10 protein-coding genes and 2 pseudogenes are annotated in these 14881 nt (G+C 43.6%); 10 read left to right on the top strand and 2 right to left on the bottom strand.

Annotated elements, in window-relative coordinates; genetic code table 11:
- The first annotated feature begins 17 nt into the window (after nucleotides 1-17).
- From EJF26_RS04730 to EJF26_RS10085, 9 genes and pseudogenes are all read left to right on the top strand, one after another.
- Complete coding sequence (locus EJF26_RS04730; RefSeq protein ID WP_000042132.1) at nucleotides 18-2495, top strand: hypothetical protein; 2478 nt, start codon at nucleotides 18-20, stop codon at nucleotides 2493-2495.
- Nucleotides 2496-2546: 51 nt separating this feature from the next.
- Nucleotides 2547-3722 carry a family 1 glycosylhydrolase gene (locus EJF26_RS04725; protein ID WP_000620805.1) on the top strand — a complete coding sequence of 392 codons (1176 nt, stop codon included), beginning with the start codon at nucleotides 2547-2549 and terminating at the stop codon, nucleotides 3720-3722.
- Between the two features lie 255 nt (nucleotides 3723-3977).
- On the top strand, nucleotides 3978-4148 hold the full coding sequence (locus EJF26_RS10090) for a hypothetical protein (protein ID WP_260678642.1): 171 nt from the start codon (nucleotides 3978-3980) through the stop codon (nucleotides 4146-4148).
- Entirely contained in the window at nucleotides 4120-4665 is a 546-nt protein-coding gene (locus EJF26_RS04720; protein ID WP_260678641.1) for a hypothetical protein, read from the top strand. The genes EJF26_RS10090 and EJF26_RS04720 overlap by 29 nt, the downstream gene beginning before the upstream one ends.
- 14 nt (nucleotides 4666-4679) lie before the next feature.
- Nucleotides 4680-6209 carry an accessory Sec system glycosyltransferase GtfA gene (gene gtfA, locus EJF26_RS04715; protein ID WP_000158471.1) on the top strand — a complete coding sequence of 510 codons (1530 nt, stop codon included), beginning with the start codon at nucleotides 4680-4682 and terminating at the stop codon, nucleotides 6207-6209.
- Nucleotides 6210-6236: 27 nt separating this feature from the next.
- The gene (gene gtfB, locus EJF26_RS04710; protein WP_000562908.1) at nucleotides 6237-7565 is read left to right on the top strand and encodes an accessory Sec system glycosylation chaperone GtfB; all 1329 of its coding nucleotides are present in this window, start codon (nucleotides 6237-6239) and stop codon (nucleotides 7563-7565) included.
- A gap of 68 nt (nucleotides 7566-7633) precedes the next feature.
- Nucleotides 7634-7810, top strand: coding sequence for a hypothetical protein (locus EJF26_RS04705; protein ID WP_000066117.1), 177 nt, complete (start codon nucleotides 7634-7636; stop codon nucleotides 7808-7810).
- A 436-nt stretch (nucleotides 7811-8246) separates the two neighbouring features.
- Nucleotides 8247-8348, top strand: a pseudogene (locus EJF26_RS10345) (KxYKxGKxW signal peptide domain-containing protein); the annotation flags it as partial.
- A gap of 367 nt (nucleotides 8349-8715) precedes the next feature.
- Entirely contained in the window at nucleotides 8716-8904 is a 189-nt protein-coding gene (locus EJF26_RS10085; RefSeq protein WP_260678640.1) for a hypothetical protein, read from the top strand.
- Here the strand turns inward: EJF26_RS10085 and EJF26_RS10080 are convergent.
- Together EJF26_RS10080 and EJF26_RS10075 are read right to left on the bottom strand one after the other, a co-directional pair.
- Nucleotides 8885-9016: a hypothetical protein gene (locus tag EJF26_RS10080; protein WP_009013904.1), complete on the bottom strand. Its 132-nt coding sequence runs from the start codon at nucleotides 9014-9016 to the stop codon at nucleotides 8885-8887. The genes EJF26_RS10085 and EJF26_RS10080 overlap by 20 nt on opposite strands.
- Nucleotides 9017-9043: 27 nt before the next feature.
- The gene (locus EJF26_RS10075) at nucleotides 9044-9271 is read right to left on the bottom strand and encodes a hypothetical protein (protein ID WP_260678639.1); all 228 of its coding nucleotides are present in this window, start codon (nucleotides 9269-9271) and stop codon (nucleotides 9044-9046) included.
- A gap of 1177 nt (nucleotides 9272-10448) precedes the next feature.
- Between EJF26_RS10075 and EJF26_RS10530 the strand changes: the two are divergent.
- A pseudogene (locus EJF26_RS10530) lies at nucleotides 10449-14852 on the top strand (hypothetical protein); the annotation flags it as partial.
- Between the last annotated feature and the right edge of the window lie 29 nt (nucleotides 14853-14881).

Raw genomic sequence — 14881 nt, 5'->3', positions numbered from 1 at the left:
TTGGAGAAAATCATATTATGAGCAAAAATAATAACGAAGAGCTAAAGGGATTTAAACGTTTGATATCAAAGTTTAAGCAAAAGGGTAGGGAAGATAGTGATTACCGTAGCCTGGATGCAACTAAATCAAAGCCCGTCAGTCGAAAACTCAAAGAGCAAAAGGAAATTATTCTGAGTGCTAGTGAAGATCTTGAGTTACCAACAGAATCAGTTTCTGTCATGGAAGCCTTAGAAGACTTTCAGGAAAGGAACAGTTTGGGAGTGGCTGACTTGATAAGGAATGTTAGTCAGAGCTTGTCAACTAGCGCTTTAGCTTCCCTCAGCCTTTCTGTCGCAGATTCGTACAGTGAGTCGTTTAGCCAGAGTATATCAGCAAAAGGATTCTCGCTTCGAGAGTCCATGTCTGAGAACTACTCATTAGTGGTCTCTTCTTCAGAATCTGAATTTGAGTCCCTTTCCTTGGTTGATAGCCTCTCTGTTTCTGAGCATTTGACAGGGGAGTCCCTTTGTCAGGATACGGATGCATTCTCTTTGAGTGAAAGTATTGCATACTCCGAGTCCCTTTCTTATGATCAAAATCCTAGTGTCTCCGAGTCCCTTTCCTTGAGTGAATCGGAACAAGCGAGTCAGAGTGTCTCCGAGTCTGAGTTCTATAGCCTGAGTCAGAGTGAGTGGGAATCTATATCCGAATCCCAAAGTCACTCAGAATCAGAGTGGTCGAGTTCTTCCGAATCAGAACAAGCAAGTCAGAGTATTTCCGAGTCAGAGTTCTATAGCTTAAGTCAGAGTGAGTGGGAATCCATATCCGAATCCCAAAGTCACTCAGAATCAGAGTGGTCGAGTTCTTCCGAATCGGAACAAGCGAGTCAGAGTGTCTCCGAGTCTGAGTTCTATAGCCTGAGTCAGAGTGAGTGGGAATCGATTTCCGAATCCCAAAGCTCTTCAGAATCAGAGTGGTGGAGTTATTCCGAATCAGAACAAGCGAGTCAGAATGTCTCAGAGTCGGAGTTCTATAGCCTGAGCCAGAGTGAATGGGAATCCATATCTGAATCCCAAAGTCACTCAGAATCAGAGTGGTGGAGCTCTTCCGAATCAGAGCAAGCGAGCCAGAGTGTTTCCGAGTCCGAGTTCGATAGCCTAAGCCAGAGTGAGTGGGAATCGATTTCTGAATCTCAAAGCCACTCAGAATCAGAGTGGTGGAGTTCTTCCGAATCGGAACAAGCGAGTCAGAGTGTTTCCGAGTCTGAGTTCTATAGCCTAAGCCAGAGCGAGTGGGAATCCATATCCGAATCCCAAAGCCACTCAGAATCAGAGTGGTGGAGCTATTCCGAGTCCGAGTTCTATAGCCTGAGCCAGAGTGAGTGGGAATCCGTTTCGGAATCTCAAAGCCACTCAGAATCAGAGTGGTGGATCTATTCCGAATCAGAACAAGCAAGTCAGAGTGTCTCTGAGTCCGAGTTCTATAGCCTGAGTCAGAGTGAGTGGGAATCCATATCCGAATCCCAAAGCTCTTCAGAATCAGAGTGGTGGAGCTATTCCGAATCGGAACAAGCGAGTCAGAGTATCTCTGAGTCCGAGTTCTATAGCTTGAGTCAGAGTGAATGGGAATCCATATCCGAATCCCAAAGCTCTTCAGAATCAGAGTGGTGGAGTTTTTCCGAATCGGAGCAAGCAAGTCAGAGTGTCTCCGAGTCTGAGTTTTATAGCTTGAGTCAGAGTGAATGGGAATCGATTTCCGAATCTCAAAGTCACTCAGAATCAGAGTGGTGGAGCTATTCCGAATCAGAACAAGCAAGTCAGAGTGTTTCCGAGTCTGAGTTCTATAGCCTAAGCCAGAGCGAATGGGAATCGATTTCCGAATCTCATTCCTTGAGTGAGATGATTTCTCATCTACTTTCTGAGTCCGAGTCGTTAAGTTTGAGCGAAATCCTCTATCTCAGTGAGTCCGAATCCTTAAGTCAAAGTCAACAAATATCTGAATCTTTAAGTCAAAGTCAGAGTGTAGCTGATTCGGTGAGTTTCAGGAAAGCATCCCTATCTCAATCCTATAGTATGTTAGAATCAGAATTTGGTTCCTATAGACAGAGTGTGGCGGAGACAGAAGTATTCGCGCATGACTTGCATGTTTCGGAACGTCTGTATAAGAGCCTCTCTGAACTGGATATGAGCCCTCTAACTCACCAGCAAAAAGTGCAAGAAGTGATGACACCTGAAATTTCTGAAGAAGAATTGTCTCAAGCACATATTGCTGAGGAGCAACAGGAGCTTGAAAATAGAGAAGAATCAATAAAGAATGTAGATTTGCAAGACTCTCTGAAACACCTGTCTCACTATTCAGAATCAAATGGAACAAATTTAAGGATGACGGAACGCCAACTCTATCACCTACTCAGACCAGGTTCGCAGCCCCTAGCACGTGACTTAAGAAATGTTGCAAGTGAATTGTCTGGTTTGGCTGCTATTACTCAAAAAAGGGAAGATGAGAAATCCTTCTAAACAGAACTTGCAATCATTAAATAGAAATAATAAAAATCAAAAGGAGCCACTATGATTAGAAATATGATGTCAAATAGTAACAAAGGTTTGGGTACTACAGATGTATTACCAGTTGACCAGTCTCGGATAGAAGTTCTGAATGGAACAGTTGACTACAAAAATGTACCTTTAGGATCTTATGATATCCTAGGGAGATTTGCTTCAGTAGGTCAGAGAGATTATACGGAAGAGCTGAATTTAATTCAATCAATGGGTTTCAATGCCTATAGAATCTCGATCTCTTGGGCACGCATCTTTCCAAATGGTGAAGAGTTGCAGCCGAGTGAAGAGGGATTGAAATATTATGAAGCAATCATCGATGACGTATTAGAAAAAGATATCGAACCGATTGTGACCTTGAGTCACTTTGACCTTCCGCTGAATTTATACGAAAAATATGGAGCTTGGAAAAGCCGCAAGATGATCGAACTCTTTGAGCGTTACGCAGAAGCTGTCTTTCAGTACTTTAAGGACAAAGTGAAGTATTGGATTACCTTCAATGAGTTCAACGTTTTGCACCATTTGCCGTTTCTTGGTGGAGGATTGTCTTTTGGAGCAGATGACAATCAAGAACAGGTGATTTGGCAAGCAGCTCATTATCAATTAGTTGCTTCTGCACGTGCAATCAAGCTCGGAAAAACAATCAACCCAGAGTTTCAGTTTGGTGGGATGATGGTTGTTAGTAAAAACTACAGTCAGCAAACTGAAAATGCTATTGATGTAATGGAAGCAGAAGTCAAAGATAGGGAAAATTATTTGTTTACAGACGTGCAAGTGCGTGGATACTACCCAAATCACTTTTTGCGTCGTTTAGAACGTGATCAAATCGCCTTGGATATTGAAAACGACGACCTCTTTGTCCTAAGAGATGGGAAAATTGACTTTGTCAGCTTCAGTTATTATGCATCAAGCAATTCCCAAGAAGTTTTTATCAACAAATATGCAAGTAATGGCCAAAATCAAAATCGCATAGATTCTGTGGGACTTCGTCTCGTGATGAACAATCTTTACGATCGTTACCAAAAACCACTCTTCGTCGTGGAAGATGATGTGGTCTTGGATGATTCAAATAGCGTAGCAACTGAAGAATTGAAAACAAACATCCAAGAGATCGTGAAAACAGTTGAGTATGATGGTGTGGAATTGCTTGGCTATACACCGCTTACTTGGACGGAACTAAATTTTTAAAATAGGAAGTAATAACTGAATTTCTTCTACCCTAGAAGTAGTGTTCGTATTTTTACTTTTGAAAATGTCTGATCTATCAATCAGACATTTTTTTAGAAATAGATGGACTTTAAGCTAAGTTCGGGTTTTGCTTGATAGCAGCTTAGGATATTTTCCTTGTTTGGAGCTTAGAAAAGAATAGCAATTTGCGCTATTTTATGCTACAATGAGGAGTAGTGGTGTAAATCAGAATAAGTAAGGAATAGAGGGAGCAAAATGAGACTGAAGAAAACATTGTTCGGTAACTACCGTGCTAAGGAAGTCGAAGATTGTATCGAAGCATTAGAGGAAGGATTCGATCGTGAAATTCAAAAGAAGAATGAAAAAATCGAATCTCTACGTAAAAAAAATCGACTCTATGAAGAATCAAGAAAAAGAGATCGGTGAAGCAGTCATTTATGCCAAATCTCTTGTCATTGAAGCTCATGATAGGGCCGAAAAAGAAGCTAAAGAAGTTTTAGAAAAGGCACAAAAAGACTACTTGGATACGAGAGAATCTATTCTCGAAGAAATCGATACTCTGACCAAAAAACGGGCAGAGGCTGAGAGATTGTATAATTTACAAAAAGAAAAAATTAAAAATATTATTAGTCGAATTGATGATTTTCTAGAACTGGACGATATCGATGGCAAACCAAAAGATATCAAAAAAATTCAAGAATTGCGTAAAGAACTTGATAGACCAGAAGAAGTTGCTAAGGAGAAAGAAGAGGTGGTGCCTGAGAGAGAGAAAATCCATCTCGAACAACCCCTTGCAAAAACAGGAACAGATAGTACCATCTCTGTCAGCTACATCACTTCACGTCGCGCAAAACCTAAAAAGAAAGACGAAGATAAGTTAGATGATGATAAGGGCAAGAGAATCAAACGTCTTTCGAGAATTAAACGAGATAACTTTTTGTAAGAGGATAATCAAATATGACAATTTATAACATCAATTTGGGGATTGGCTGGGCGAGTAGCGGTGTAGAATATGCGCAGATCTACCGTGCAAAATTGCTTCGTAGTGTTGGCTTAGAAGCGAAGTTCATCTTTATGGATTTTATATCTGCTGATAACATTGAACATTTGACAAAGAATATCGGCTTTGAAGACTCTGAGGTTATCTGGCTTTATCAGCATTTTACAGATGTCAAAATTGCACCGACGACCTATACGTTAGCGCAGGTCTTAGCGAGTTTCGATAAAGAGCCTCTCGAAATTATCCGCGACACCGATATGAAGACGATTCGATTAGTATTTGGTGATGGTGATTTTGTAACTTGTTATGCCTGTGATATGGATAAAGAGTTGATTGAACGCGCCGAAATTGTTTCGCGTGGTTGCCTGATTCAAAAAGAGTACTACACTTATACGAAGAATTTTGTCGAGTATTTTAGTCCGATGAATGGTCATGCGCAATTATATCAACGTACCTGGCTCAATGAAGATGGTAGTGTGGCCTATGAAGAAATCATCAATGAAGTCGATGGTAGACAGGAAACGCAAGTCTATCGTTTCCCAAATCATGTTTTCTATTCTAAGCAAGAGTTTGTCGCGCATTTTATGAGAAGTCTGTCTCTGACGGACAAAGATTTGTTGATCTTGGATCGAGAGACAGATATTGGTCAAGCTATCTTTGCTAATAAGGGCGCTGCAAAGCTAGTCGTAATCGTTCATGCAGACCACTTTAGTGAAAATCCTGCTGAGAAAGACTATATTTTGTGGAATAACTATTATGAGTATCAGTTTGAACATGCTGACGAAGTGGACTATATCATCAACTCGACCGATGCGCAAACGAACCTACTCAAAGAACAATTCGCCCAATATACAACCATCAAACCAAAGGAAATCTTGACTATTCCGGTAGGAAGTTTGGATCAATTGCGTCATCCAGAAGGAGAGCGCAAGCCGTTTGGATTGATTACAGCTTCGCGCTTGGCCAGTGAAAAGCATATTGATTGGTTGATTCACTCTGTAGTGAAGGCACATGAGCAATTACCTGAAATTACTTTTGATATCTATGGTACGGGTGGCGAAAGAGCCATGTTGGAGCAGTTGATTCATGAGTTAAATGCAGAAGACTATATCCGTCTTATGGGGCATCACCACATGGCAGATGTGTATCGAAATTACTCTGCTTACCTCTCTGCCTCCACAAGTGAAGGATTTGGTTTGACCTTGTTAGAGGCAGTTGGCTCTGGTCTGCCAATTATTGGTTTTGATGTACGTTATGGAAATCCAACCTTTATCCGTGATGGAGAAAATGGCTACTTGATTCCTGAGGCGCGTCCAGATGATCTGGATGCAATGACAACGGAATACGCAGAAAAGATTGTCCAGCTATTTACTCAACATTCCCAAGAAGATCTATCCCGTGTATCCTACGAGGTGGCAGAACCATATCTTGATGAACATATTGCCCAGCGTTGGTATGATCTTGTTCAATCTGCACAGCATCAGTAGGGATTTGAAAAGAAAGGCATAAACACTATGATTTGTTTATTTGAACGCTATGATCAAGCGAGTTTTGATTTGTTACGTTCACTTAAGGCAGCTGGGCTAGACTACCCTGTTGTCGTGATCCGAGACGATGGCTACCTCGCACCTGATGTCGAGTCGCCTTACAGTTACTTTACTGGAGATGTGGCTTCAGAGGACGATCTACCTCTTTATTTTAACCTTGTTCCGAAACCTCATTTGTGGGAAATTCGCTCGAGTAATGTTAATGGTGAAATCTTGGATATGGGTAAGAAACGTGCCAATATCTTTTACCGTCAACCGACACACGAACGTCGCGTGCGTGCAGTTGAGTGGTTAGATGATCAAGGCCGTGTACGCGCTGCAGATATTTACAATCGCAAGGGACGTCTCTTTGCACAGATTACCTATGATGATGCCCAACGTCCAACTCATACACGCTACTTTAATCAGGATAACGTGACGGTGATTATGGAAAATCATCTAACAGAGGATATTATCTTAACTCTTGATGGAAAACGCCATATTTTTAATTCTAAGCAAGAGTTTGTAATCTTTTACTTGCGATATCGTGGATATGATACAGATCGCATTATCTACAATTCTCTAGCAACACCATTTTTAGTAGCTGTTGGTCTGACTCCGAAAGAAGGACGAGCAGAGGATATTCTCTTCTGGCAGGAGCCAATTGGAGAGGAGTTGCCGGGTAACATGAAAGCGGCGATGCAGTTGCCTCATCGTAACATCCGTATCGCAGTACAGGACAAGCAAGTTTATGATAAAATCCTCAAGCTTGCGACACCAAAAGAGAAGAGTTACTTCCGCAATGTTGGTTATCTCTATCAATACCATCGCCTCAATAATATGAATCCAGAAGCTTTGATTCTGACGAATAGTGACCAAATCGAGCAAATTGAGCCACTTTTGACTCAATTACCAAATGTTCATTTCCATATTGGAGCGATTACTGAGATGTCAAGTCGTTTAATGGAATTAAATCGCTATCCGAATATTTCCCTCTATCCTAATATTCGTCCAGCTAAGGTGAATGAGCTCTTTGCTCGCTGTGACTTGTATCTGGATATCAATATCAGTGATGAAATTCTCAATGGTAGTCGAACAGCTTTTGAGAATAATATGCTGATTCTCAGTTTTGAGACGACTTGTCACAATCATCGTTTCGTTGCAGAAAGTCATATTTATCCGGTGGAAAATGTATCAGCCATGGTAGGTAAGATTCAGGGAGTTCTCTCTCTTCCTTCTGAGATGGAGGCTGCCCTTGCTAAGCAAAAACAGGCAGCGAATCAGGCTGATCTGGAAGCCTACAAGGCAATTTTATAAGCTAATAAGACAAGGGCTTGCTTTCGATGAAAGCAAGTTCCTTTCTATCAACAGAAAAGGAGGAGCACATGTCTAACAAGGACAATAGCATTTTACAAGAACATATACGAGAACAGCTAGATAATCGAAAGAAACCCCTAAAAAGGGAGAAGCAAGATTTTAGCATGATTGCCGTGCTGGGCGGAGTTCTCTTTCTCGTAACTCTTTTGGTCACACTACTCATGCAGTTGGGACGCTTTTTTTAGGAACTTTTCTGGATGGAGATGGTCTCCAGAAAAGATGAACCTTGACGATTTGTTCGTCAAGGTTTTTTTGTTCCTGTCTAACTGAACTAGGGTGAAAGGGTGGGGAAAGTAGAGATGTCGAAAAATAATAAAACGCTTTCAATTATTTGAGCCTTAAAAGCGAATTTTAGGTAAAAATTAGGTGTTTTCATTTGTCATTTCGAGTATAATTGCTTGAAAAGGAGGAGCTGTTTTGATAAAATGGAAAATGGTATATACTAGTTAAAAGCAACTGGTATATCCCAGATGGAATCTGCTTTTTCTGAGTCAAAGGGATAAAAACTGAGACTGACTGCGGTTTTATTATCTCTGGTTTTGAGAGGGCAGCGTAACTACGCTTTGTTAATGATCATGAGGTTAACAAAGGGTCGCATTTTGATGAAAAGAAAGGAAACAAATGTTTCGAAGTAAAAAGTTTAACAAAGATTTCGAGATCGTAGATGAGAAAAAGCGTTATAAGCTTTACAAGTCGGGTAAAAACTGGGTAAAAGCCTCGAACTCTCAATTGGATCTCTTCCGTATTGGTGGGATGGGCGAAGTTGTCTCTAGTACCCTGTCAGACACTGAAGAACTTGATCACGCACACCTTAGTTTTAACACGCTAGCGGGCATAGGGGGAATCCTGGCCGCGGGAGCTGCAGGATTTGTGATGACTCAAGAGCAAACTGTTTATGCGGATGAAACATCTGACTATACAGAAAAGGATAAAACAGTCATCGCAGCTGAACCGAAAGCAGCTGAAACAACTGAAACAAGTACTAACTCAATCATCGCTCAAGCGCAAGCAGAAGTAAAGAAAGCTCAAGCAGAACAAACATCTGCAACAGCTTCTGTATCAGTCAGTCAATCTGTTGAGGCTCAAGCGAGTGCGAGTCAGTCAGCTTCAGTCAGTCAATCTGCCTCTGCAAGTCAGTCAGCTTCAGTCAGTCAGTCAGCATCTGCAAGTGCTTCAACATCAGCAAGTCAGTCAACTGCTCCAGCATCTGCCTCAGCGAGTCAATCAACATCAGCTCCTACCTCAGCGTCAGCGAGCGCTCAAGCTTCAACTTCACTAGTTGAGAGCACTAGTGCAACGAGTGGATCAGAAGTACAAGCATCTGTCTCAACTTCTACATCAGCATCACTCAATGCCGATACCAAACCTGCAGCTAGCTTAGCATCAAGCAAACTCGGTGATGCTTTGTCTAGTGCAACTCAACTTAGTAGCCAAGCAGCAACAACAAGCAACAACATCGCAGCTGGTGTTGTAGCAGATAAGAACCAAGCCCAAGGTAAGGATACAACCAAGCAAGCTGAGAAAAACCAAAAGGTTGACAATACTGTAGCGACTGCACCAAAGACAGGGTATTCTGGTTTTAGAGCAAATCCGATCGATACTGGATCAAAAGAACCTTTCTTTCTAAATACCGATCCATATAGCATCAACTCTCCAGAAACAAGTGGTCGTTTAAATAGACAACGGGTCTTTCTGGGACGAGCAGGTGTTCCTTTCTCGGTAACATATTATATGCATAAGTCTCAATTTGATGCGGACGAATATCCTTACGGTTCATATAAGGATAGTGAGTTTGCAGGACTTTCTCCAAGACAAACTCTAGAGACTCGAAACTGGCAAGAAGCACAAGAGAAATATAATATTACCTCGGAAACAGGTCGTGTGGAAGTGGCTCCTGGACGTTATATTCCATATGTAACTTTCAAGAGTGATAATCCAAAAGCATTTAGAAGTAGTATCAATCTGGATGTGACCTTTGATGGACGTAGCTTTCCTCAAACCAGCATATTCATGAACCTTACTACTACTCAGTTTAAGGGACCTGCTGTAACGTATGATGCCGAAGGGAAAAAAGAAGCACTGGCTCCTCTTGCAAAATATAAAGTAGGAGATACAGTCAATGAAACCTACTATTTCCATAATGATAAACAGTATAGATATGAGCAAGATGCTAGAAATGCTATTACTTTGTACACTGGTAATGGTGGTTGGACCAAACCGATGGGCTTGAGGTTTGTTCAAGGAGTGGAAAGACGTGCTGATTTTACCTATGTTCCTAAAGTCACTGTTACGGGGACTGTTAAAACTGAAAATCCTAATTATCTTGTCAGACATAATGATGGATTGGGAGGTAAGGATGCTGAATTCTTTACCTATCTAGGCCGTCCAGAAGAAGTTGTAACCGAGGCTGCGCAGGAGTCAATTATCAACAAGAGCAAAGACTCACTAATTCCTTCCCCTGAACCACTAGTTCCTGAGGTTGAAGTCGGTAAACGAGTTAATGAAACTTTATATGTTCATGATGGTAATAACAAAGGAGATAAGTCTGTTGGTTCTTGGCAAAGTCCTTACCTTGCAGATCAAGCGGTTGAACTGATTCATGGTAAGAAAGAACTAGAAGCTCTTGGATTAACAGTTACTACTAAAACCAATGAATTAGGGGCTGGTAAAACTGGTTATATTCCATCTATCCAAATTTCTGGAACGCCTACTAAAACAGGAACTGTAACACTTAAATATAAGATTACTGACGAAGCTGGACAGCTTAACTTTAAGGACATTCAAATAAATGTTAAAGAAAGCGGATCCCTTAGCCAATCAGCTTCAGCATCTGTATCTGCAAGCCAAAGCGCTTCAGCATCTATCTCAGCAAGCATCAGTGCTAGCCAATCAGCATCTATCTCAGCAAATGCTAGCCAAAGTGCATCAGCAAGTGCAAGCGTGAGCAGTAGCGTATCTGCTTCTGTATCAGGAAGCCAAAGTACGAGTGCATCACTCAGCGCAAGTCGCTCAGCTTCAGCTTCTGTAAGCTCAAGCCAATCAGCTAGCGCATCAGTATCTGCAAGTCGCTCAGCTTCAGCTTCTGTAAGTTCGAGCCGTTCGGCCAGTGCGTCAGCTAGCGCATCACTTAGCGCAAGTCGTTCAGCCTCAGCGAGCGTAAGCTCAAGCCGTTCAGCAAGTGCCTCAGCTTCAGCATCAGTAAGCTCAAGCCAATCAGCTTCAGCATCAGTATCAGCTAGCCAATCAGCAAGCGCATCAGTATCAGCAAGCCAAAGTGCTTCAGCATCAGTATCTGCAAGTCAATCAGCTTCAGCATCAGTATCAGCAAGTCGCTCAGCTTCAGCTTCTGTAAGTTCGAGCCGTTCGGCCAGTGCCTCAGCTAGTGCATCGCTCAGCGCGAGTCGTTCAGCAAGCACATCAGTAAGCTCAAGTCAATCCGCATCAGCATCAGTATCTGCAAGTCAATCCGCTTCAGCGTCTGTAAGTTCAAGCCAATCAGCTTCAGCGTCTGTAAGTGCAAGCCAAAGCGCATCAGCATCAGTATCAGCAAGCATCAGTGCTAGCCAATCAGCATCTGTATCAGCTAGTCAATCAGCTTCGGCTTCTGTAAGCTCAAGCCAATCAACTAGCGCATCAGTAAGCTCAAGCCAATCAGCTTCAGCTTCAGTATCTGCAAGTCGCTCAGCTTCAGCTTCTGTAAGTGCAAGCCAATCAGCATCTGTATCAGCTAGCCAATCAGCAAGCGCATCTGTAAGTGCAAGCCAATCAGCATCTGTATCAGCTAGCCAATCAGCAAGCGCATCTGTAAGTGCAAGTCAAAGTGCTTCAACATCAGTAAGTGTAAGCTCAAGCCGTTCGGCCAGTGCCTCAGCTAGTGCATCGCTCAGCGCGAGTCGTTCAGCAAGCACATCAGTAAGCTCAAGTCAATCGGCTTCAGCATCAGTATCTGCAAGTCAATCCGCTTCAGCGTCTGTAAGTTCAAGCCAATCAGCTTCAGCGTCTGTAAGTTCAAGCCAATCAGCTTCAGCGTCTGTAAGTGCAAGCCAATCAGCTAGCACATCAGTAAGCTCAAGTCAATCAGCTTCAGCGTCAATTAGTGCAAGCCAAAGCGCATCAGCATCAGTATCAGCAAGCATCAGTGCGAGCCAATCAGCATCTGTATCAGCTAGTCAATCAGCTTCAGCTTCTGTAAGTTCAAGCCAATCAGCATCTGTATCAGCTAGTCAATCAGCTTCAGCATCTGTAAGTGCAAGCGACTCAGCGTCTGTATCAGCTAGCCAATCAGCAAGCGCATCTGTAAGTGCAAGTCAAAGTGCTTCAACATCAGTAAGCGCCAGCCAAAGTGCCTCAGCTTCAGCATCTAACAACCAGAACTCAGCTTCTATCTCAGCAAGCGCGAGCCAGTCTGCGTCAATTAGTGCAAGCCAAAGCGCTTCAGCATCAGTAAGTGCAAGCATCAGTGCAAGCCAATCAGCATCTGTATCAGCTAGTCAATCAGCTTCAGCATCTGTAAGTGCAAGCGACTCAGCGTCTGTATCAGCTAGCCAATCAGCAAGCGCATCTGTAAGTGCAAGTCAAAGTGCTTCAACATCAGTAAGCGCCAGCCAAAGTGCCTCAGCTTCAGCATCTAACAACCAGAACTCAGCTTCTATCTCAGCAAGCGCGAGCCAGTCTGCGTCAATTAGTGCAAGCCAAAGCGCATCAGCATCAGTATCAGCAAGCATCAGTGCGAGCCAATCAGCATCTGTATCAGCTAGTCAATCAGCTTCAGCATCTGTAAGTGCAAGCGACTCAGCGTCTGTATCAGCTAGCCAATCAGCAAGCGCATCTGTAAGTGCAAGTCAAAGTGCTTCAACATCAGTAAGCGCCAGCCAAAGTGCCTCAGCTTCAGCATCTAACAACCAGAACTCAGCTTCTATCTCAGCAAGCGCGAGCCAGTCTGCGTCAATTAGTGCAAGCCAAAGCGCATCAGCATCAGTATCAGCAAGCATCAGTGCGAGCCAATCAGCATCTGTATCAGCTAGTCAATCAGCTTCAGCATCTGTAAGTGCAAGCGACTCAGCGTCTGTATCAGCTAGCCAATCAGCAAGCGCATCTGTAAGTGCAAGTCAAAGTGCTTCAACATCAGTAAGCGCCAGCCAAAGTGCCTCAGCTTCAGCATCTAACAACCAGAACTCAGCTTCTATCTCAGCAAGCGCGAGCCAGTCTGCGTCAATTAGTGCAAGCCAAAGCGCATCAGCATCAGTATCAGCAAGCATCAGTGCGAGCCAATCAGCATCTGTATCAGCTAGTCAATCAGCTTCAGCATCTGTAAGTGCAAGCGACTCAGCGTCTGTATCAGCTAGCCAATCAGCAAGCGCATCTGTAAGTGCAAGTCAAAGTGCTTCAACATCAGTAAGCGCCAGCCAAAGTGCCTCAGCTTCAGCATCTAACAACCAGAACTCAGCTTCTATCTCAGCAAGCGCGAGCCAGTCTGCGTCAATTAGTGCAAGCCAAAGCGCATCAGCATCAGTATCAGCAAGCATCAGTGCGAGCCAATCAGCATCTGTATCAGCTAGTCAATCAGCTTCAGCATCTGTAAGTGCAAGCGACTCAGCGTCTGTATCAGCTAGCCAATCAGCAAGCGCATCTGTAAGTGCAAGTCAAAGTGCTTCAACATCAGTAAGCGCCAGCCAAAGTGCCTCAGCTTCAGCATCTAACAACCAGAACTCAGCTTCTATCTCAGCAAGCGCGAGCCAGTCTGCGTCAATTAGTGCAAGCCAAAGCGCATCAGCATCAGTATCAGCAAGCATCAGTGCGAGCCAATCAGCATCTGTATCAGCTAGTCAATCAGCTTCAGCATCTGTAAGTGCAAGCGACTCAGCGTCTGTATCAGCTAGCCAATCAGCAAGCGCATCTGTAAGTGCAAGTCAAAGTGCTTCAACATCAGTAAGCGCCAGCCAAAGTGCCTCAGCTTCAGCATCTAACAACCAGAACTCAGCTTCTATCTCAGCAAGCGCGAGCCAGTCTGCGTCAATTAGTGCAAGCCAAAGCGCTTCAGCATCAGTAAGTGCAAGCATCAGTGCAAGCCAATCAGCATCTGTATCAGCTAGTCAATCAGCTTCAGCATCTGTAAGTGCAAGCGACTCAGCGTCTGTATCAGCTAGCCAATCAGCAAGCGCATCTGTAAGTGCAAGTCAAAGTGCTTCAACATCAGTAAGCGCCAGCCAAAGTGCCTCAGCTTCAGCATCTAACAACCAGAACTCAGCTTCTATCTCAGCAAGCGCGAGCCAGTCTGCGTCAATTAGTGCGAGCCAAAGCGCATCAGCATCTGTATCAGCAAGTATCAGTGCTAGCCAATCAGCATCAAGCTCAGCAAATGCTAGCCAAAGTGCTTCAGCAAGCGCAAGCCACTCAGCATCTGTAAGTGCAAGTCAATCAGCAAGCGCATCAGTATCAGCAAGTCAAAGTACTTCAGCATCTGTAAGTGCTAGCCAAAGTGCCTCAGCTTCAGCATCTAACAACCAGAACTCAGCTTCTATCTCAGCAAGCGCGAGCCAGTCTGCGTCAATTAGTGCGAGCCAAAGCGCATCAGCATCTGTATCAGCAAGCATCAGTGCAAGCCAATCAGCATCAAGCTCAGCAAATGCTAGTCAAAGTGCTTCAGCAAGTGCAAGCCACTCAGCATCTGTAAGTGCAAGTCAATCAGCAAGCGCATCAGTATCAGCAAGTCAAAGTACTTCAGCATCTGTAAGTGCTAGCCAAAGTGCCTCAGCTTCAGCATCTAACAACCAGAACTCAGCTTCTATCTCAGCAAGCGCGAGCCAGTCTGCGTCAATTAGTGCGAGCCAAAGCGCATCAGCATCTGTATCAGCAAGCATCAGTGCAAGCCAATCAGCATCAAGCTCAGCAAATGCTAGTCAAAGTGCTTCAGCAAGTGCAAGCCACTCAGCATCTGTAAGTGCAAGTCAATCAGCAAGCGCATCAGTATCAGCAAGTCAAAGTACTTCAGCATCTGTAAGTGCTAGCCAAAGTGCCTCAGCTTCAGCATCTAACAACCAGAACTCAGCTTCTATCTCAGCAAGCGCGAGCCAGTCTGCGTCAATTAGTGCGAGCCAAAGCGCATCAGCATCTGTATCAGCAAGCATCAGTGCAAGCCAATCAGCATCAAGCTCAGCAAATGCTAGTCAAAGTGCTTCAGCAAGTGCAAGCCACTCAGCATCTGTAAGTGCAAGTCAATCAGCAAGCGCATCAGTATCAGCAAGTCAAAGTACTTC

Origin of the sequence: Streptococcus oralis subsp. dentisani (assembly GCF_007475365.1) — a bacterium.
Taxonomy (GTDB): Bacteria; Bacillota; Bacilli; order Lactobacillales; family Streptococcaceae; genus Streptococcus; species Streptococcus mitis_AX.
This window is presented reverse-complemented; position numbering and strand designations above follow the sequence as displayed.